Genomic DNA, 17,339 nt, shown 5'->3' with positions numbered 1-17,339 from the left:
CATGACTGCTGCTGATGATTGCCGCCTGTAAGCGCCGCCCCTGGCCGCTGGCGGGCCGCCTTCCGTGACGGCGCTCCGGCGGGCACACCGGGGCATGCTTTACCATGCGCGGATGTTGACCGCACTTTGCCTGACTGCCACCCCGGTGCGCGCATGAAACCCGAGCAGCTTCAGTCGCAACTGACGCGCGTGCTCAGCGAGGCCATCTCGGGCCTGCGGGACCCGCGCGTGCCCATGATCGTAACCGTCGAGCGGATCACGGTGACGAGCGATTACGGCATCGCGCGGGTGTACGTGAGCGCCATGACCGGCGACATGGAAGACCTGCTCGACGCGCTGCGCGGCGCACGCGGGTACCTTCAGCGGCAGGTGGCGGACCAGGTGAAACTGCGGCGCACACCCACCCTGGAATTCCACGCCGTGTCGGACACCATCCTGTGACCGCCGCTCCGATGAGCCCGCCCCCTGCGCTGAGCGCGCCGACCGTGATCCGCGTGCGGTACGCCGAGACGGACGCCATGGGCGTCGCGCACCACGCCACGTACCCGGTTTGGTTCGAGGTGGCCCGCACGGACCTCATGAACGCCCTGGGCCTGCCGTACCGTGAGGTCGAGGCGCGCGGCTACTACCTGATGCTCTCGGGCCTGAACGTCGAGTACCGCCGCGCCGCCCGCTACGACGACACCCTGCACGTCCTGACGCGCGTCTCGTCCGTACGCTCCCGGACCCTGAGCTTCACGTACGAGGTCCGGCGGGGTCCCGACCTGCTCGCCACGGGCGAGACACGTCATATCGCCACCGATCACGCCTACCGTCCCGCGCGGTTGCCGGACGACGTGCTGGCCTCGCTGTCCGGCACGCCCGGCGCGTGAGGCGCACACGCGCTAGACTGCGCCTTGCATGAGGAACCTGTCGCGCACCCTGCCCATCAAGCGCGCCGCGCACGTGTACCTGATCCAAGACGGGCATTTGCTGCTGGTCGAGGAGCGCATGGATGACGGCAGCATCTTCTACGGCCTGCCCGGCGGAAAGGCCAACCCCGGCGAGACCCTCGGGGACGCCGCCGTGCGGCAGGTGCTGTACGAGACGGGTCTGATCGTCACGGACCTGATGTTCGTCAGTCTGCTGGAGGGCGAACTGCTGCCCGGCACCCGCAACGAGTGCTACGCCATCTTCGGACGCTTCACCGCGACCTTCCACGGCGAACTGGACCCCACCGACCCCGAGGTTCTGGGCGTCAAGTGGGTGCCGTTCGAACAGGTGGAGTCCCTGGTCCGCTACGGCCCGCCGCCCGAAGTCGAGGAACGCAATCCGCTGATCTGGGTACCCACCCGCGACTTCGTGCGCGGCCAGCCCCGCGCGTACTACCCCATCTAAGTACGCTGCGTTTATCTTGTAGATAAACCGCGCGGAGCAGAAGAAAGTCCGTTAGAGCGGGAATGGAGAGGTTCCGGCGCTTTCCCGGCATGGCGCCATGTGAGCTTCAAGGTACTTTATATGGATTCCGATTGAGTCGGTGCAGTTCTGAATCAATCCGAGCGGACGCGAGTAGGAACCGCATACGCCCCTTCGCGGTATGGAGCCGCAGGCGGCGCTTTTCCGATTGTGGCGCAATGGAGCGGCAGTCGGTATTACCCGAAACGGCACACCCGTGGACCGGAAACAGGCTCAGGCGCGGACCGGTGATCAAACGGTGGTTTTGAAGCCCCCCTCAGGAATTCCTGATCAGCCCTTAAGGAACGTGGGGTACTTCACACTAAGCGCTGCTGACGGTGTACGCTCGGTTCATGTGGCCATTTGGAAAGAGCACCGCTGACCGAGTCAAAGACGCCGTCAACGAAAATCCCGTTCTCTCGCCCCTGGGTCTCAACATCAGCGAAAGTCGGGGCACCGTCACGGTGACCGGTGAAGTTCCACGTCAGTCTGTCATGGGATTGATCGGTGCCGTCGTTGAGGGTATAAGCGGCGTGAAAAGTGTAGATACCAGCGGTGTGACCGTTACCCAGCAGGCGGCCGCGCCTGCCCAGGCGGCTCCGGACGCGCCCGCCGCGACCGTGACCACCCCCATCCAGAGCCCGGCCGATACGAAGATGGAAGCCGAGATCAAGGAGATTGAGGACAACAGCCGCGTCGCCAAGGCCGTCCTGAAAGCCCTGCGCGGTAACGTGGAGCTGGCCGACGATCCCATCGACGTTCTTCAGAGTGGCAAGAGCGTCATCCTGCGTGGCGTGGTGGACAACGACCACGAGCAGCGCCTTGCCGAGAAGCTGGCCCGTGAAGTGCAGGGTGTCGCGTCCGTGGACGCCAGTGGTCTGCGGGTGGCTGCCGGCGCCAAAGAACTCGTCAAGGAGAAGGACGCCAGCACTGGTGACACCGTGTACACCGTGAAGTCCGGTGACACCCTGGGCGCCATTGCGCAGAAGTACTACGGCGACGCCGCCGAGTACAAGAAAATCGCGCACTACAACAACATCAGCAACCCGGACCTGATTCAGGTCGGGCAGAAGATTCGCATTCCCGGCTGAGCCGGAGCAGTCTGCAGGGTGGGCGGGCCGGTCTCTACGGGGACCGGCCCGCCTTCCGTATTCTGGGGTTACCCGTGGGGACCCCGGCGGCCCGGGCGTCTGCGCCTTTGGTGGGACGAGCGGGTGGGATGCGCGGCGCTACGCTGCGCGGCATGATGAAGGTTGTGGAGGTGATGCGGGAACCGGGCGGGTCACGCGGGGTGCGTGGCGGCCCCCTGCGTGACCTGACCGATCCCGGCACGTACCGCGCGGCGGCGTACGTGCTGCTGTCCCTGCCGGCCGGCGCGCTGGTCGCGACGTTACTCACGGTGGTCGTGGCGGGCGGGCTGCTCACCCTACCGGTGCTGATCGGCGCTCCGGCGCTGGTGGGAGCGGTGTGGCTGGTGGGGGCGCTGGGGGACCTGCAGAGGTGGATGGCGGGCGTGCTGGGTGTCTCGTTCACCCGCCGATTTCCCGCGTCGTACGCTGGGGTACTGGCGTGGCTGGGCGCGCAACTGTCGTCGCCCGTGACGTACCGGACGCTGCTGTTTCACGTGGTGCAGTTGCCGCTGGGACTGCTGTGCTGGGTGGTGATGGGCACGCTGATGACCGTGGCCCTGATGGGACTGGCCGCTCCGGCGTGGGCGCTGGGGTCAGCCGTGCCGGTCGTGTGGAACGAGTGGACCGTGCAGCCCGGTCCGGTCGCCGTGGCGGGCCTGATGCTGGTCGGTCTGGGCACGCTGATCGTCGCGGCGGGGGTCCTGAACCTGATGGGCCGCATGTGGACCAGACTGGCCGCGGCCCTGCTGCCACTGGACGCCGGGGATGAGGCGGCCAGGCGTGAGGTGATCGCGCTGCGCCGCGCCGCCGGGCGGGTCGCGCTGGGCGACGATCTGAACGCCACGCTGGGAGACCTGACCACCCAGGCCTGCGCGGCCAGCACCGCCGCCCGGGTCACGCTGCACGCCCGGGACGGCACGCTGCTGGCGTCGAGTTCTTCGGATGCCTGGGCGGACGCAGAAGCGGGGCCGCCGGAGGACGTAGCGGACACGGCCCTGCCGCAGCCCGGTGAGGCGAACGTGCTGCCCTGGCCCGACGGCGGCCTGCTGGCCGTGCTGCCGGTCTCGCTGCCCGCCTCGGCGGGGACGCCGGAGGGCGTCACGCTGCGCGCCCGGTACCGTCCGGGCGTGCGGCCCGGCGCGGACGAACTGGCGTTCCTGCTGAGCATCGCGGACCATGCAGGCACCGCCCTGCACGCCGCGCAACTGATCGAGCGGGCCGGAGCGCGCGCCGGAGAGCAGGAACGCGCCCGGCTGGCCCGCGAACTGCACGACAGCGTCGCGCAGGCGCTGTACGGAATCACGCTGGGAGCCAAGACGGCGCGCGCCACGCTGGAACGCGACCCGGCCCGCACGTTGCAGAGCCTGGATTACACCATCCGGCTCGCGGAGGGCGGCGTGTCCGAGATGAAGGCCCTGCTGTTCAGCCTGCGTCCCGACGCGCTGGAGGAAGGCGGCCTGATCGCGGCGCTTACGCAGCACGCGCACGCCCTGGAAGCCCGGCACGGCCTTCAGGTGCACGCCGACCTGCGCCGCGAGCCCGACCTCGCGCCGGACGTGCAGGCCGCCGCGTACCGCGTGGCGCAGGAAGCGCTGCATAACGTGGTCAAGCACGCCCGCGCCACGCAGGTGTGGCTGTCGCTGGTGCAGGACGGTCCGCGCGTGACCCTCACCGTCCGGGATAACGGGCGCGGCTTCGACCCGCAGGCGCAGGGGCGCGGCACGCTGGGACAGCGCAGCATGCGCGAGCGCGCCGCCGGGGCGGGCGGCACCCTGACCGTGCAGTCCGGGGCGGGGGAGGGCACAGCCGTCACCCTGACCATCCCGGCGGCCGCCTCTGCTGTGGGCGAGGAGGGCGCGTGACCACCGTTCCGCCCTCGCGGTCCCTGATGCCGGTGCTGACGCGCATGGCGGCCGGGCTGTTGCTGGCGGGCGGGGGCGCGCTGCTGGCGTGGCAGAACGTCACGTTGCGCCCCACGCCCGGCATGAGCGTGCTCGACACCCCTGTCAGCGTGTCCCTGGACGGCCCGCTGCCCCTGGACCTGGCCCGCACGGCCGCCCTGAGCTTCAGCGGCGACCGGGTGGACCTCACGTTGATGGCCCTGCCGGCGGGCAGCCCCCTGGCCGTGCAGGGCCGCGTTCACCACCGCGCCCGCAACCCCGTGCAGGCCAACATCACCCGCCAGGGCCGCGCTCTGAACGCCACGCTGGCCCTGCGCGTTCAGTCGCTGGACCGGGGGGGCGTGATCGTGGCCGGGCCGGAACAGGTGCAGCACACGGCCGACCTGCGCCTCACACGGGACCTGCCGCTGACCCTGGCGGGCGACACCACCAGCGGGAACGTCACCGCCGACCTGGGACCGCTGCGGCTGGGCGCCCTGAGGCTGCGCAGTGACAGCGGCGACCAGACGCTCGACCTGCCCGCCCGGGCTGCCGGGGCGCTCAGCGTCGTGACCCGCAGCGGCACGGTCACCGTCCGCGCCGCGACCGGCTCGGCGCCCGACGCCCTGCGCGTCAACACCGCCAGTGGCGACCAGACGCTCGACCTGAGCGCCATGCGCACCCAGACGCTGGGCGTGGGCACCGAGAGCGGCGACGTGCGCCTCACGCTCCCCACCGTCACGGGCCGCGCCACCCTGACCACCGACAGCGGCAACCTGACCGTGACCGCCACACCCCTCACGCGCGGGAACCTCGACATCCGCACGCACAGCGGCGACGTGACCCTGCGCGTGCCGCCCGCCCTGAAGGTCCGCGTGCGCTTCACGGACCGCGACACCCTCTTCTGGCCGCGCGGCGCGCCCGCTCCTCTGGCCCCGGACCTCGACGTGTTCGTGGACGCCCCCCGCTCCAACTTCACCCTGACTCCCCTGGAGGACACCCCATGACCCACCCCACTCCCACTGAACCTTCTGTACGCGTCCTGCTGGTCGATGACCACGCCGTCGTCCGCCAGGGCCTGCGCCTGTTCCTGGGTCTCGATCCCCTGATCGACGTGATCGGCGAGGCCTCCAACGGCGAGGAGGCCCTGGCACAGGTCGCCGCGCTGCACCCGGACGTGGTCATCATGGACCTGATGATGCCCGTCATGGACGGCATCACTGCCACCCGCGCCCTGAAACGCGCGCATCCGGACACCGAGGTCATCGCCCTGACCAGCACCCTGGAAGAACACAAGGTGAACGGCGCCATCGAGGCCGGCGCGATCAGTTACATGCTCAAGGACGCCTCATCGGACACCCTGGCCGACGCCATTCACGCCGCCGCGCGCGGCGAGGTGCGCCTGCACCCGGAAGCGGCCCGCCGCCTCGTGCGGGACTTCCGGGGCGGCGAGATGCGCGAGAGCCTCACGCCCAAGGAGACCATCGTGCTGCAACTGATCGCGCACGGCTACAGTAACCGGGCCATCGCCGCCGACCAGAACGTCAGCGAGGCCACCGTGAAAACCCACGTCTCGCGCCTGCTGGGCAAACTCGGCCTGGACAGCCGCACCCAGGCGGCGCTGTACGCCCTGAAGAACGGTGTCGCCAGCCTGGACGGCGTGGACCTATAATGCGGATTCCGATTGATTCGGCGCGGTTCCGAATCAATCTGAGCGGATGCGAGTAGGAACGGCATACGCCCCTTCGCGGTATGGAGCCGCAGGCGGCGCTTTTCCGAATGTGGTGGAATTTAGCGGAATTCGTATAATACGGACTGCCGTCTGTCGTGCCGACAGCCCGGAAGGGCGCCGGGTAACCGATTCTACGTCCCGCAGGTAGCCCTGCTCCTACTCGCATCCCATTCGGGCTGCACGGTTGGTGGAACCCCCCCCCTCGGTCCGAGTCCCTCTTCGCCTTCAGGCCAGCTCATGGTCACCGAGGGCAGTGAAACCCACCACCGGCACGCCGGGGACAGCCTGGGCTTCGGCCTGCCCGCCGACGTGGTCATCGCCAACAGGACCGCCCACCCTTGCACGTATCTCGTCGCCCTCGCCCGGAGCTGACCCTATGACCGACCTCCAGATCACGCCGCTGACCCACGCCGCCCTGCCTCAGCTGGGTGAACTCCTGATCGAGACCGTCGCCGCCGGAGGGTCCGTCAGCTTCATGCACCCCCTGGCGCCTGCCGACGCTCACGCGTTCTGGCAGGCGTCCCTGACCGCCGCCGAGGCAGGCGGGCGCGTGCTGTACGGCGCGTGGCACGGCCCGGAACTGATCGGCACCGTCACGCTGCTGCTGGACTTCCCGCTCAACCAGCCGCACCGCGCCGAGATCGCCAAGATGATGACCCGCGCGGCGTGGCGCGGCCAGGGCGTCGCTACCCGCCTCCTGAGGACCGCCGAGGCCGAGGCGGCCCGCCGGGGGCGCACCCTGCTGACGCTCGACACCTCAGTGGACGGCGGCGCCAGGAAACTCTACGAGGGCGCCGGGTACACCCTAGTCGGTGAGATCCCGGACTTCGCCCTCACGCCGGATGGCCGCCTGAACGGCACCCTGATCTACTACAAGCGCCTGTAAACAGCGGAGGAGGCGGGGCGGCCCACGCGGACCGCCTCCTCCTCCTGGGTCCAGTCAGCCCAGGTCGTCCAGCACGCCCGCGAGGTCCTTCTTCACGCAGGTGAACATCGGCGTGTCTTGCAACGTGAACATGCTCGCCTCGGTGTAGCGCAGGCGGTGCACCAGATCCACGAACTCCTGCGGGTAGTCGCTGTCGAAGCTCACCACGAACTCCTGATCGTCGATTCCGTACGAGTAACTGGTGTTGATGCGCACGCCCTTGAACGGCACGCTGGCGTTGATGTGCTCGTCCATCATGCCCTGGCGGGAGTGCGGCGTCAGGTCGTACCACGCGCGCGTTTTCACGAACGGGTAGATGAACAGGTACTGACCCTGGCCGGGCAGGATTTCCAGGCCGTGACCGCTGCCCTCCACGCGGTTCACATACTGGCTGCGTTTGTTCATGGAGATGAAATTGTGCGGCTGCGTCAGGTACCCCATCAGGCGCGTGCGGTTCAGTCGCGCCTGAGCTTCCTGGAAGTCACGCACGTCGAACGCGATGCGCCACAGCATGAAGTCCACGTCGCCGCGCACGCCGACCAGCGAGTACGGGCGCAGGATCAGGCCCTTCTCGGCCGGTGCGTCGGCCACCCAGCCGTTCGCGGCGGCGAGGAACTCGGCTTTCAGTTCGTCGCGTTCCGCCTGCGGCAGGCGCCGGAAGGCGGGGTCCAGCTTGAAGAACGCGTAGTTCAGGAACTGCCGGGCGGCGCGGTCGGCCTCACGGCCCGTCACCTGACCGCTCGGATCCAGGTCCACCATCATCTTCGGGCGGCCCGGGCGCGCAGCGGGCGCGGGCGCTCCCGTCTCGGCGGGCATCGCCCCTTCCGGGCGGGTGCCGTCGGGACGGGTGCCTTCTGGACGGCCGCTCACTGCGCGGCCCCCGCGACAACCTCGCCGCGCAGGTCGTGTGTCAGACCGAAGTTCTCCCGGTACAGCGCCTGAATCTCGCTGAATTCCGCGTCGGTCAGGGGCGCCGCCTTGAAGGTCGCCGCGTACTCCTCGAGGTTCTGCGCGGAGTAGATGTTCGGCAGCACGCTCGCCATAGCCGGGGAACGCAGCGCGAACTGAATGGCCAGTTGCCCGATCGTGCGGCCACGGCCCTCCACGAACTGCGCCTGAAGCTGCTCGACCTTCTTCAGGCCGTCCTCCATCCAGGCCTTGCGCCGGGCGTTGGTGGTCATGCGCCAGTTGCGGTGGTCACCGGGCTCGAACTCGGTCTCCAGCGTCATGTACCCTTCGAGCAGCCCGGAGGCGTGCGGCACGCGGGCCATGACGCCCACGCCCGCCGCCTCGCCTGCCGGGAGGATCGCCTCGCCCAGCATCTGCTCCAGCAGGTTGTAGATGATCTGCGTGGGCGCGCGGCGGTCCCGCACGCTGGCAATTCCTTCCTCGATCTGCCGTTCGTTCAGCGCTGGCCCCAGCGCCGTGCCGTACGCGCGGATCAGCCCCTCGGATTTGGCGCGGTCCAGTTCGGCCCACAGGTCGTCGTTCAGCACGGCGTCCATGCGCGGGTTGTGCAACTGGTAGTAGTCAATGTAATCCGTTCCCAGGCGTCTCAGGCTGCCTTCGAGCGCCTTACGCAGGTACGCAGGCGACCAGTCCTGCGGACGCTCCTGCTGCCCCGGGCGGTCCGGATGGTTGTAGATGTCGTACCCGAATTTCGTGCCGATCACGATCTGATCACGCACGCCACCCAGCGCCTCCCGCTGAAGTTCCTCGGCGCGGCCCGAGGCGTACGTGTCCGCGTTATCGAAGAACGTGACGCCTAGATCAAACGCCCGGCGCAGCAGGCCCTTGCCCATCTCCTCGTCCTTGACACCCCACCAGGTCGTGCCGACCGTCCACACGCCAAACCCGACCGCGCTGACGGTCAGGTCGGTGCCCTGCAACTTGCGGTATTCCATGACCGGCACTATGTCACCACCGGCCGGGGAGGGATGACCCCGAACGACCGGTCAGGCAGGCCGCCCGGCACTCCCAGCCCGCCCAGCCCGCCCAGTCCACGCGCGGCACCGGGCGCAGCCGCACGCAATGCCCCGGCGCCGAATAGTCTCAGCGGGCGCCAGACCCCGGCACGGCTCCCGACCACACTGGCAGGCGCCACGCCCCGCAACGGCTACCCTGATCCCATGCTGAAACACGTCTCGTTCCTTACCCGCGACCTGAACGCCACAGTCGCCTTCTACGAAACCCTGGGCGCCACCACCGAGAAGGACCTCACCACCCCCGAAGGCTACCGCCGCGCCGTCCTGCGCCTCGGCAAGGGCCACCTACAGTTCTTCCAGATTCCGGACCTGGCCCCCCAACCCCACGCGCACTGGGCCGAACACATCGCCCTGCACGTCACCGGCCTGCGCGCCCTGCTGACCGCCCTGCGTGCCAGCGGTGTCCCCGTCACCCGCGACCTGCAAGCCAGCCCCGGCGGGCGCGACATGGCCTTCGTGCAGGACCCCGACGGCCGACAGGTCGAACTTCTGGAAGGGTGATACGGACTCCGGGTTGAATGGGCTGCAAAGACCGTTCAATCCGAGCGGACGCGAGCAGGAAAGACATACAGACTTCGCGGTGTGAAGCCGCAGGCGCTGCGTTCCCGACTGTGGCGGAATGGAGCGCAGTCCGCGTCATTCAACCAGACGTTAACCTGAGCCTATGCTACCCACCATCGTGATCGTGCCGGGCCTGGGAGACAGTGGCCCGGAGCACTGGCAGTCCATCTGGACGCAGAAGTTCGGCGCGGCGCGCGTGGCGCAGGACGACCCGGACAGCCCGACCCCGGCGGCGTGGTCGCAGCGACTTCAGCAGGTGATCGAGGCGACGCCGGGCGAGCTGGTGCTGGTGGGGCACTCGTGCGGAGTGCTGACCATCGTGCACTGGGCGGCCCTGACGGGAGGGCACGAGCGGGTGAAGGGCGCGCTGCTGGTCGGCCCGACCGACGCGGATCAGGCGTTTGCGCAGTACCCGGCAGTGGCGCAGATGGCCCCGGTGCCCATGCGGGAGTTACCGTTCCCGGCGCTGGTGGTTGCCAGCGAGAACGATCCCTTCGCCCGCTTCGAACGGGCCGAGGCGTTCGCGGACGCGTGGGGCGCGGCGTTCATCTCGGCCGGTGAGGCGGGGCACATCAACGTCGCCAGTGGGCACGGCGACTGGCCAGACGGCGAGGTGCTGCTGGGCGAGGCGCTGCACGCCTGGACGCCGCCGGACATCGTTCGCCTTTGACGCTCTGGCCCGCCGGCACGGACACAGCAGACAGGGCCGCCTGCCGGGTTCGGCGGGGCGGCCCTTGTGATTCAAGGCTGCACTGAGGACTCAGTGCGGGTGGGTGGCGTTCAGGCGCTGGGCTGGGCTGTGTTGGTCTTGTCGGCCGGGGCGCTGTGCTTGTCCAGCAGGGTCTCGAAAGCGCGCTTGGGCTGGGCACCCACGACGAGTTCCAGGGGCTGACCGTCCTTGAACAGGATCAGGGTGGGGATGCTCATCACGCGGTACTGGCCCTGCGTGACGGGGTTCTCATCGACGTTGACCTTGGCGATCTTCACGCGACCCTCGTACTGCCCGGCGAGTTCCTCGATGACCGGCGCGATGATCCGGCAGGGTCCGCACCAGGGGGCCCAGAAGTCCACCAGGGTCAGGCCGCTGGCGATTTCGTCGTTAAAGTTGCTGTCCGTGAGTTCCACAGGCTTCATGTCCGTCACTATACGCCGGGGGGGCATACCTGGGATGGGCGGCGGATGCGGGAGACCCTCACCGCTTGTTTAGCCGCTGTGACGGGCCTCACATATGGATGCTGATTGATTCGGTTCTCCCGGTGTACACGGCCTGAATCCTTCTGCAAATCTGTTCGGCCGGACGTGTGGATCAAGAGTCTCCCGGCAGGTCCTGTGGCCCGGGCCGCCGCGTGGAGCGGTAGCGTGGGGGTGTGACTCCTGACACCGATCTGTCTTCCCTGCCGGGCCCCCCGAGCTTCCCGGAGGCCCTGCGCGGCGGGGACTGGACCGCGGGGGACGCGCAGGCGTTCGCGCGGGGCGCGGCCCTGTTCGCGCGCGGCGAGTGGTGGGAGGCGCACGAGGCCTGGGAGGCGCCGTGGCTGCGGGCGGCGGGGCCGGACCGGGCGTTCCTGCAGGGCGTGATCCTGCTGGCGGCGGCGCTGCACAAGCGCTGGCATCACGGGAGCCTCACGCACCGCAATTACCACAAGGCCGCGCGGTACCTGGACACCCTGCCGCCCGGTTACGGGGGCGTGGACCTGCCCCGGCTGCGGGCCGAAGTCTGGGAGGCCCTGCATGACCCGGCGCGGCGGCCCCGCCTGCACCCCCCGGCCGGGCCGTGAGTGGCGCGCCGGGGGTCGGGTATTCTGCGGGGCGGACGTTCCCCCATCCGGGGCGGCGTTCCCCGGCCCGGCTCACCCGCAGGGGGCCGGGCGCACAGGAGAGACATCAGATGGAACGTATTGCACTTTTTATTGACGGCGCGAACGTGTACGCAGCGGCCAAACGACTCGGCTGGAACTTCGATCACCGCAAGATCCTGGAGCACTTCTCGGCGGGCGGCGCGCTGTACAACGCCTTTTACTACACGGCCGTGCCGTCGCCCATTGACGACAAGCAGAAGCGCTTCACGGACGCCCTGACGTACATGGGGTACACGGTCCGCACCCGCCCGCTGCGCGAGGCGACCGACGAGGGCGGCGAGACGCACCGCCGCGCCAGCCTGGATATCGAGATCGTCACGGACCTGCTGTCTACCAGTGACCGCTTCGACACGGCCGTCCTGCTGACGGGCGACGGGGACTTCGAGCGTCCGGTCGAGGTGCTGCGCGCGCGTGGCAAGCGCGTGGTCGTGGCCTGCATCGCCGAGATGACCAGTTATGAACTGCGCAACGCCGCCGACGAGTACGTGGATTTCAAGGACATTCGCGAGCACGTCGAGCGCCCCGGCTACCGCCTGCCCAGCGAGTCACGCGGCAACGGCGGCAGCGAGCACCGTCCGTTCTACACCGCGGCAGCCTTGCAGGAATCCGATGACCGCTGAAGCGGCGCCCCGGACCCTGCCGGTCGCGCTGGACGCCATGGGCGGCGATCACGGCGCCCCGCCGAACGTCGAGGGTGCCGTCCTGGCCGCCCGCGCGGGCGTGAGCGTGCTGCTGGTCGGGGACCGCGTGAAACTGCATGCGGAACTCGGGAAGCACGCCGGGAGTGCCGCGCTGCCGATCGAGGTCGTCGAGACGACCGACGTGATCGGCATGGACGAGCACGCCAGCGACGTGCGCCGCCGCACGCAGGCCAGCATCAACGTCGCCACCCGCCTCGTCAAGGAGGGCCGCGCGTCGGCGGCCGTCAGCATGGGTCACAGCGGCGCGACCATGGCCTCGGCGCTGCTGACCCTGGGCCGCATTTCGGGTGTGGAACGCCCCGCCATCCTGGCGCACCTGCCCGCGCGCGGCGGGTTCACGACCCTGCTGGACGCGGGCGCCAATGCCGACGTGAAGGCCAGTTACCTCGCGCAGTGGGCGCGGCTGGCCAGCGTGTACCTGCGGGTCGTCGAGGACCGTGAGAACCCCACCGTGGGCCTGCTGTCCATCGGCGAGGAGGACCACAAGGGGAACGCCCTGGTCCTCGAAGCACATGGACTGCTGCGTGACCTGCACGGGCGGGGCGTGAACTTCCACGGCAACATCGAGGGCCGCGACGTGTTCATGGGGACCACCGACATTGTCCTGACCGACGGGTTCACCGGGAACGTCGTCCTGAAGCTCGCCGAGGGTGAGGCCAAGGTGCTGTTCGGCTGGGTCAAGGAAGCCCTGGGCGGCTCCCTGAAAAGTAAGCTCGGCGGCCTGCTGGTCCGCGGCTCGCTGCGCGGACTGGCCGACCGCATGGACCCCAGCACGTACGGCGCGAGCCTGCTGATCGGCGTGAGGGGCCTGGCGTTCATCGGGCATGGCAGCGCCGACGCGCGAGCCGTCAAGAACGCCCTGCTGCGCGCCGCCCGCGCCCACGACGCCAACCTGGTGCCCCGCCTGGAGGCCGCCTTTCAGAAACAGTCAAGTCTGAACTGACCGCCATCCTTCACATCCCTCATCTTCTCATGAGAAGGTGGGGGCATGTTGGCCGAATTGAGTGTTCAGATCGTCAAACCACAGGTGTGGGTCGGGCTGGCCCTGACCGCCATGTTCGCCTACGCCATCTACCGTTTCGGACGGCTGCTGATCAGAACCCTCAGCCCCCACATTCACCGTGGTCTTCCCGGCATTCTCAGGTGGGTGTGGCTGCTGATCGTCAGCGTGTCGTGGCTGGCGGTCGCCACGTTCGTCACGTACCTGCCCAGCGTCCCCGTGCTGTTCGAGCTGGGCCGCGACATCACGCAGGGATTCCGGCATAGCACCGGGCAACTGATCGTGGTGGCCGCCATGGCCCTGATCGCCTGGAACCTGATCGGCACGCTGGCGTCCCGCATCGTCGCGGAACAGGAATTCAACCGCCGCAGCGTGCGCGTGCGGACCCTCAAGGGCGTCGTGAAAAGCACCCTGCGGGTCGTGGTGGTCATCATCAGCGCCATTGCCGCCCTGCAGGCCATCGGCCTGAATGCCACGAGCCTCCTGGCCGGGGTGTCCGTTCTGGGCCTCGCCGTGGGTTTTGGCGCGCAGAGCCTGATCAAGGACGTCTTCAACGGCTTTTTCATCCTGCTTGAAGACCAGTACGGGGTGGGCGACGTGATCACCATCAACACCGGGCAACTCTCGGGCGGCGTGGAACGCCTGAACCTACGAGTGACCGCCCTGCGCGCCCTGGACGGCACCATGCACATCATCCCGAACGGCCAGATTCAGACGGTCAGCGTGAGCAGCAAGGACTGGTCCCGGGTGGTCGCGGACGTGGACGTCACGTACGACGCCAACGTCGACGAGGCGCTGAAAGTCCTGCAGGCCGTCAGCACCGAACTGCACGAGTCACCCGAATGGCAGCATTTCTTCCTGGAGGAACCCGAGGTGCAGGGCGTGGTGCAGCTCGCCCCGGACGGCGTGACGCTGCGCGCCCTGTACAAGGTGCAGCCCAAGAGCCAGTGGGCGCTGGGCCGGGAGTTCAACCGCCGGATCAAGATCGCCATGGACGAGGCCGGCATCGACATTCCCTTCCCGCAGCGCAGCGTGAACTTCGGCTCGACCCCCATCGAGATCCGCCTGACCCGCGACGACCTGCCCGCCCCACCCCCCGCGAAGGACATCAGCACCCAGGACCGCCGCAAACCGCCGGTGGAACCCAGCCTGGGCCGCGACCCCGAGGAAGAGGAAATCTGATACGGACTCTGATTGAATGGGCTGCAACCACCGTTTAACCCGGTCGGATGAGAGGAGCAAAGATACGGACTGCCGCGTGCCCTGTGCGTTCTCCCCGTGTGGGCACGTTCAGCCGTGCAGGCTGGCCGGGCCGGGCGGCACGACGGGCGGCAGGGGATCGAGTTCCTGACCGCCGAGCAGGGCGCTGAATTCCTGGCCGCTGAGGGTCTCGCGGATCATCAGCACGGCCACGATCTCGTGGACGCGCCCCAGGTGCTCGCCGACCAGGGCGAGTACGCGGGCGTACGCGGCGTCTATCAGGGTGCGGACCTCGGCGTCCACCTGCGCGGCCGTGGCCTCGCTGATGGGCGTCATCTGCGCGCCGCCGCCCAGGAACCCCCCGTCGCTGCTGGCCAGGGCGACTTTGCCAATCGTGTCACCCATGCCCCACTCGGTCACCATGCGCCGCGCGATGCCGGTCGCCTGCTGAAAGTCGTTCTGCGCGCCGGTCGTGACCTCACCAAAAACGATTTCCTCTGCGGCGCGGCCCGCCAGGGCCACGGCGATCATGTCTTCCAGCGCGGGGCGGGTCACGTGCAGGCGGTCATCGGCGTCCGGCATCATGAACCCGGCGGCGCGGCCCCTGGGCACGACCGTCAGTTTCGCCACGCGGTTGGCGTGGGGCAGGAGTTGGGCGGCGAGGGCGTGACCGACCTCGTGGTACGCCGTGACCTTCCGGTCCGCCTCCTGCACCACCAGGCTCCGCCGCTCCGGGCCCATCAGCACCCGGTCCCGCGCCTCATCCACGTCCCGCCCCACGATCCGCGTTCGCCCCGACCGCGCCGCCTGCAACGCCGCCTCGTTCAGCAGGTTCTCCAGGTCCGCTCCCACCATCCCCGCCGTGCGCCGCGCCACCACCCCCAGGTCCACGCTGGCGTCCAGCGGTTTCTTCCGCGCGTGAATCCGCAGGATCTGCTCGCGGCCCCGCACGTCCGGCGCGTCCACCACCACCTGCCGGTCAAAGCGTCCCGGGCGCAGCAGCGCGGCGTCCAGCACGTCCGGGCGGTTCGTGGCGGCCAGGATGATGACTTCCTGCCCGCTGGAAAAGCCATCCATCTCGACGAGCAACTGGTTGAGGGTCTGTTCGCGCTCGTCGTTGCCGCCCTGCATGTTCATGCCGCGCTTGCGGCCCACGGCGTCGATCTCGTCGATGAAGACGATGCAGGGCGCGGCCTTGCGGGCCTGCTCGAACAGGTCGCGGACCCTGGCGGCGCCGACGCCGACGAACATCTCGACGAAGTCGCTGCCCGAAATGCTGAAGTACGGAACCCTCGCCTCACCGGCGACGGCCTTGGCCAGTAAGGTCTTGCCGCTGCCGGGAGGGCCGACGAGCAGCACGCCGTGGGGAATGCGGGCGCCGAGCTGGTGGTACTTTTCGGGGTGGCGGAGGAAATCCACGACTTCCTGGAGGTCCTGCTTGGCCTCGTCGCAACCGGCAACGTCGGTGAAGTTGAGTTTGATCTGGCCCTCGCTGATCATGGTCGCCTTCGACTTCCCGAACGTCCCAGCCGCGCCGCCCGAACCGCCCTGCCCGCGCATGTTGCGCCACAACACCACCAGGATCAGCGCCGTCAGGATCAGCGGCAGCACCTGCACCACCCACCCAAACGACGATCCGGCCTGCGTCACCCGGAGCGGCACCCTCGCCGCGCGGATGCGTTCCAGGGTCGCGCCGTCCGCCGGCACGACCAGCGAGCGCGGGCGGCTGCCGTCCACGAACGTCACGCTGGCCTGACCAGCACTGGACAGCACCACCCGCGACACCCGCCTCGCCTGTAGGTCACTGAAAAAGCGGTTGCTGGAGTACGGTCCCTCGGACAGGCTGGGCGCGGGCTTCGGCGCGGTCCGCGCGGGTCCGCTGGCCGCTGCCGCCGACGACTGCATGCCCTGGCCGGGGAGAGTCGGGCCGCCGCACAGCGCCCACAGTAGCAGGCCCGTCACAGCCGCGCCCGGCCCGGGGGTCCGCCGCACAGCGGCAGCTTTGGCGGGGGCAGTGGGATTCATGCCTCATGCTACGCCCGTCCGCCCGTCCCGACCGCGCGCCCGCTGACCATCTCCTGCGCCTGCCCGTACCCCCACCGGAGGCCAGCACCCCCACCGGAGGCCAGCATCCCCACCGGATGGACGCTCAGGTTTCCGTCAGGCTCACCCGGTATGCTGACCGCATGCGCACTGCACTTCTGCTCGGCACGCTGGCCCTTGGTCTCAGCGCCTGCACCGTCACCGTCCGCCCCAACCTGGGCCTTCAGGGATCGGGCAGCAACCTGATCGCCAACCTGCGTCCCGACCGGGGCGAGGGCAGCACCTACGCGCTGGGCGAGCCGCTGCGGATCAGCGTTACTACCCGCACGGCCGGGTACGTCACCCTGATCGCGTTGCAAAGTAACGGATACACCAGCACCCTGGTCCGCAACATCTACGTGCCCGCCGGCACCACGACCTTCCCGCGCGCGCAGGACGGCGTGACGTTCAACGTGGCCGAACCGCGCGGCCTGCAACGCGTGCGCGCCATCTTCACCCGCGTGCGCCCCACCACGGACCTCGTGCTGCGCGGCACGTACGATGACGGCCGCTGGAACGCCAGCAGCAGCGACTACCTGCAACCCTACGCCGCTGCCGACCGCGACGTGCAGGAAACCTACCTGTACATCCGCTGACGCCCGGCCAGTCACTGACGCCCGGCCAGTCGCTGACGCCCGGCCAGTCGGTCAGGGGGGGGGAATCCAGACCGGGTTCCCCCCCTTGCGTTTACCCCGGCTGGCGGTGGCGGGGCTGGTGGTGGCGGGGCTGGCGGTGGCGGGGCCGGTGATGGGGCAGGCGGCCCCCATGCGGGCGGTCCGGCAGGGGAGAGGCCGCGCCGCGCCAAGCGCCGCACAGGGCCCGCACGGCCGCCACGCGCTGCCCCCCGGCG

General features: G+C 69.2%; 20 protein-coding genes. 16 read left to right on the top strand and 4 right to left on the bottom strand.

Annotated elements, in window-relative coordinates; all coding sequences use genetic code 11:
* The first annotated feature begins 153 nt into the window (after window positions 1–153).
* The 9 genes from rbfA (at window position 154) to QZ271_RS06470 (ending at window position 7,062) form a co-directional block, all read left to right on the top strand.
* On the top strand, window positions 154–441 hold the full coding sequence (gene rbfA / locus QZ271_RS06510) for a 30S ribosome-binding factor RbfA (protein ID WP_291429910.1): 288 nt from the start codon (window positions 154–156) through the stop codon (window positions 439–441).
* Between the two features lie 11 nt (window positions 442–452).
* The gene (locus QZ271_RS06505) at window positions 453–872 is read left to right on the top strand and encodes a thioesterase family protein (RefSeq protein WP_291429909.1); all 420 of its coding nucleotides are present in this window, start codon (window positions 453–455) and stop codon (window positions 870–872) included.
* 28 nt (window positions 873–900) lie between these two features.
* On the top strand, window positions 901–1,377 hold the full coding sequence (locus QZ271_RS06500) for an NUDIX domain-containing protein (protein WP_291429908.1): 477 nt from the start codon (window positions 901–903) through the stop codon (window positions 1,375–1,377).
* A gap of 410 nt (window positions 1,378–1,787) precedes the next feature.
* Entirely contained in the window at window positions 1,788–2,525 is a 738-nt protein-coding gene (locus QZ271_RS06495) for a BON domain-containing protein (protein WP_291429907.1), read from the top strand.
* 152 nt (window positions 2,526–2,677) lie between these two features.
* A complete protein-coding gene (locus QZ271_RS06490; RefSeq protein ID WP_291429906.1) occupies window positions 2,678–4,426 on the top strand; it encodes a sensor histidine kinase in 1,749 nt (582 codons plus the stop codon).
* On the top strand, window positions 4,423–5,451 hold the full coding sequence (locus tag QZ271_RS06485; RefSeq protein ID WP_291429905.1) for a DUF4097 family beta strand repeat-containing protein: 1,029 nt from the start codon (window positions 4,423–4,425) through the stop codon (window positions 5,449–5,451). Before QZ271_RS06490 ends, QZ271_RS06485 begins: the two co-directional genes overlap by 4 nt.
* Entirely contained in the window at window positions 5,448–6,116 is a 669-nt protein-coding gene (locus tag QZ271_RS06480) for a response regulator transcription factor (RefSeq protein WP_291429904.1), read from the top strand. The genes QZ271_RS06485 and QZ271_RS06480 overlap by 4 nt, the downstream gene beginning before the upstream one ends.
* Window positions 6,117–6,413: 297 nt before the next feature.
* The gene (locus QZ271_RS06475; RefSeq protein WP_291429903.1) at window positions 6,414–6,548 is read left to right on the top strand and encodes a hypothetical protein; all 135 of its coding nucleotides are present in this window, start codon (window positions 6,414–6,416) and stop codon (window positions 6,546–6,548) included.
* Between the two features lie 4 nt (window positions 6,549–6,552).
* A complete protein-coding gene (locus QZ271_RS06470) occupies window positions 6,553–7,062 on the top strand; it encodes a GNAT family N-acetyltransferase (RefSeq protein ID WP_291429902.1) in 510 nt (169 codons plus the stop codon).
* A gap of 54 nt (window positions 7,063–7,116) precedes the next feature.
* Here QZ271_RS06470 and QZ271_RS06465 read toward each other — a convergent pair whose 3' ends face one another.
* Both QZ271_RS06465 and QZ271_RS06460 read right to left on the bottom strand, forming a co-directional pair.
* Window positions 7,117–7,863 carry a chlorite dismutase family protein gene (locus QZ271_RS06465; RefSeq protein WP_291429927.1) on the bottom strand — a complete coding sequence of 249 codons (747 nt, stop codon included), beginning with the start codon at window positions 7,861–7,863 and terminating at the stop codon, window positions 7,117–7,119.
* 104 nt (window positions 7,864–7,967) lie between these two features.
* Window positions 7,968–9,005: an aldo/keto reductase gene (locus QZ271_RS06460; RefSeq protein WP_291429901.1), complete on the bottom strand. Its 1,038-nt coding sequence runs from the start codon at window positions 9,003–9,005 to the stop codon at window positions 7,968–7,970.
* Window positions 9,006–9,230: 225 nt separating this feature from the next.
* Here QZ271_RS06460 and QZ271_RS06455 point away from each other — a divergent pair, with 225 nt between their 5' ends.
* Both QZ271_RS06455 and QZ271_RS06450 read left to right on the top strand, forming a co-directional pair.
* Entirely contained in the window at window positions 9,231–9,587 is a 357-nt protein-coding gene (locus QZ271_RS06455; protein ID WP_291429900.1) for a VOC family protein, read from the top strand.
* A gap of 163 nt (window positions 9,588–9,750) precedes the next feature.
* A complete protein-coding gene (locus tag QZ271_RS06450; RefSeq protein WP_291429899.1) occupies window positions 9,751–10,317 on the top strand; it encodes an alpha/beta hydrolase in 567 nt (188 codons plus the stop codon).
* 110 nt (window positions 10,318–10,427) lie between these two features.
* Here the strand turns inward: QZ271_RS06450 and trxA are convergent, their stop codons facing one another.
* On the bottom strand, window positions 10,428–10,781 hold the full coding sequence (gene trxA, locus QZ271_RS06445) for a thioredoxin (protein WP_291429898.1): 354 nt from the start codon (window positions 10,779–10,781) through the stop codon (window positions 10,428–10,430).
* A 290-nt stretch (window positions 10,782–11,071) separates the two neighbouring features.
* On the opposite strand from trxA, the gene QZ271_RS06440 reads away from it, so the two are divergent.
* From QZ271_RS06440 to QZ271_RS06425, 4 genes are all read left to right on the top strand, one after another.
* The gene (locus QZ271_RS06440; RefSeq protein ID WP_291429926.1) at window positions 11,072–11,425 is read left to right on the top strand and encodes a DUF309 domain-containing protein; all 354 of its coding nucleotides are present in this window, start codon (window positions 11,072–11,074) and stop codon (window positions 11,423–11,425) included.
* Window positions 11,426–11,535: 110 nt separating this feature from the next.
* Window positions 11,536–12,126: an NYN domain-containing protein gene (locus QZ271_RS06435; protein ID WP_291429897.1), complete on the top strand. Its 591-nt coding sequence runs from the start codon at window positions 11,536–11,538 to the stop codon at window positions 12,124–12,126.
* Window positions 12,116–13,150, top strand: a complete 1,035-nt coding sequence (gene plsX, locus QZ271_RS06430; RefSeq protein ID WP_291429896.1) for a phosphate acyltransferase PlsX — start codon at window positions 12,116–12,118, stop codon at window positions 13,148–13,150. The genes QZ271_RS06435 and plsX overlap by 11 nt, the downstream gene beginning before the upstream one ends.
* Before the next feature lie 45 nt (window positions 13,151–13,195).
* Complete coding sequence (locus QZ271_RS06425; RefSeq protein WP_291429895.1) at window positions 13,196–14,389, top strand: mechanosensitive ion channel family protein; 1,194 nt, start codon at window positions 13,196–13,198, stop codon at window positions 14,387–14,389.
* 108 nt (window positions 14,390–14,497) lie between these two features.
* On the opposite strand, the gene ftsH is transcribed toward QZ271_RS06425, so the two are convergent.
* Window positions 14,498–16,432 carry an ATP-dependent zinc metalloprotease FtsH gene (gene ftsH / locus QZ271_RS06420; protein WP_291429894.1) on the bottom strand — a complete coding sequence of 645 codons (1,935 nt, stop codon included), beginning with the start codon at window positions 16,430–16,432 and terminating at the stop codon, window positions 14,498–14,500.
* A 161-nt stretch (window positions 16,433–16,593) separates the two neighbouring features.
* Between ftsH and QZ271_RS06415 the strand changes: the two genes are divergently transcribed.
* Window positions 16,594–17,085 (top strand): DUF4384 domain-containing protein, encoded by a 492-nt coding sequence (locus QZ271_RS06415; RefSeq protein ID WP_291429893.1) that lies wholly within the window; start codon window positions 16,594–16,596, stop codon window positions 17,083–17,085.
* The last annotated feature ends 254 nt before the right edge of the window (window positions 17,086–17,339 follow it).

Origin of the sequence: Deinococcus sp., from assembly GCF_018260555.1 — a bacterium.
In the GTDB taxonomy this organism is placed as follows: domain Bacteria; phylum Deinococcota; class Deinococci; order Deinococcales; family Deinococcaceae; genus Deinococcus.
This window is presented reverse-complemented; position numbering and strand designations above follow the sequence as displayed.

Coding starts and splice junctions, on each gene's coding strand:
- ftsH (WP_291429894.1), bottom strand. CDS start 16,432: ATGAATCCCACTGCCCCCGCCAAAGCTGCCGCTGTGCGGCGGACCCCC.
- QZ271_RS06475 (WP_291429903.1), top strand. CDS start 6,414: ATGGTCACCGAGGGCAGTGAAACCCACCACCGGCACGCCGGGGACAGC.
- QZ271_RS06460 (WP_291429901.1), bottom strand. CDS start 9,005: ATGGAATACCGCAAGTTGCAGGGCACCGACCTGACCGTCAGCGCGGTC.
- QZ271_RS06495 (WP_291429907.1), top strand. CDS start 1,788: ATGTGGCCATTTGGAAAGAGCACCGCTGACCGAGTCAAAGACGCCGTC.
- QZ271_RS06450 (WP_291429899.1), top strand. CDS start 9,751: ATGCTACCCACCATCGTGATCGTGCCGGGCCTGGGAGACAGTGGCCCG.
- QZ271_RS06415 (WP_291429893.1), top strand. CDS start 16,594: ATGCGCACTGCACTTCTGCTCGGCACGCTGGCCCTTGGTCTCAGCGCC.
- QZ271_RS06500 (WP_291429908.1), top strand. CDS start 901: ATGAGGAACCTGTCGCGCACCCTGCCCATCAAGCGCGCCGCGCACGTG.
- QZ271_RS06470 (WP_291429902.1), top strand. CDS start 6,553: ATGACCGACCTCCAGATCACGCCGCTGACCCACGCCGCCCTGCCTCAG.
- QZ271_RS06435 (WP_291429897.1), top strand. CDS start 11,536: ATGGAACGTATTGCACTTTTTATTGACGGCGCGAACGTGTACGCAGCG.
- QZ271_RS06505 (WP_291429909.1), top strand. CDS start 453: ATGAGCCCGCCCCCTGCGCTGAGCGCGCCGACCGTGATCCGCGTGCGG.
- QZ271_RS06480 (WP_291429904.1), top strand. CDS start 5,448: ATGACCCACCCCACTCCCACTGAACCTTCTGTACGCGTCCTGCTGGTC.
- trxA (WP_291429898.1), bottom strand. CDS start 10,781: ATGAAGCCTGTGGAACTCACGGACAGCAACTTTAACGACGAAATCGCC.
- QZ271_RS06490 (WP_291429906.1), top strand. CDS start 2,678: ATGATGAAGGTTGTGGAGGTGATGCGGGAACCGGGCGGGTCACGCGGG.
- rbfA (WP_291429910.1), top strand. CDS start 154: ATGAAACCCGAGCAGCTTCAGTCGCAACTGACGCGCGTGCTCAGCGAG.
- QZ271_RS06455 (WP_291429900.1), top strand. CDS start 9,231: ATGCTGAAACACGTCTCGTTCCTTACCCGCGACCTGAACGCCACAGTC.
- QZ271_RS06425 (WP_291429895.1), top strand. CDS start 13,196: ATGTTGGCCGAATTGAGTGTTCAGATCGTCAAACCACAGGTGTGGGTC.
- plsX (WP_291429896.1), top strand. CDS start 12,116: ATGACCGCTGAAGCGGCGCCCCGGACCCTGCCGGTCGCGCTGGACGCC.
- QZ271_RS06465 (WP_291429927.1), bottom strand. CDS start 7,863: ATGATGGTGGACCTGGATCCGAGCGGTCAGGTGACGGGCCGTGAGGCC.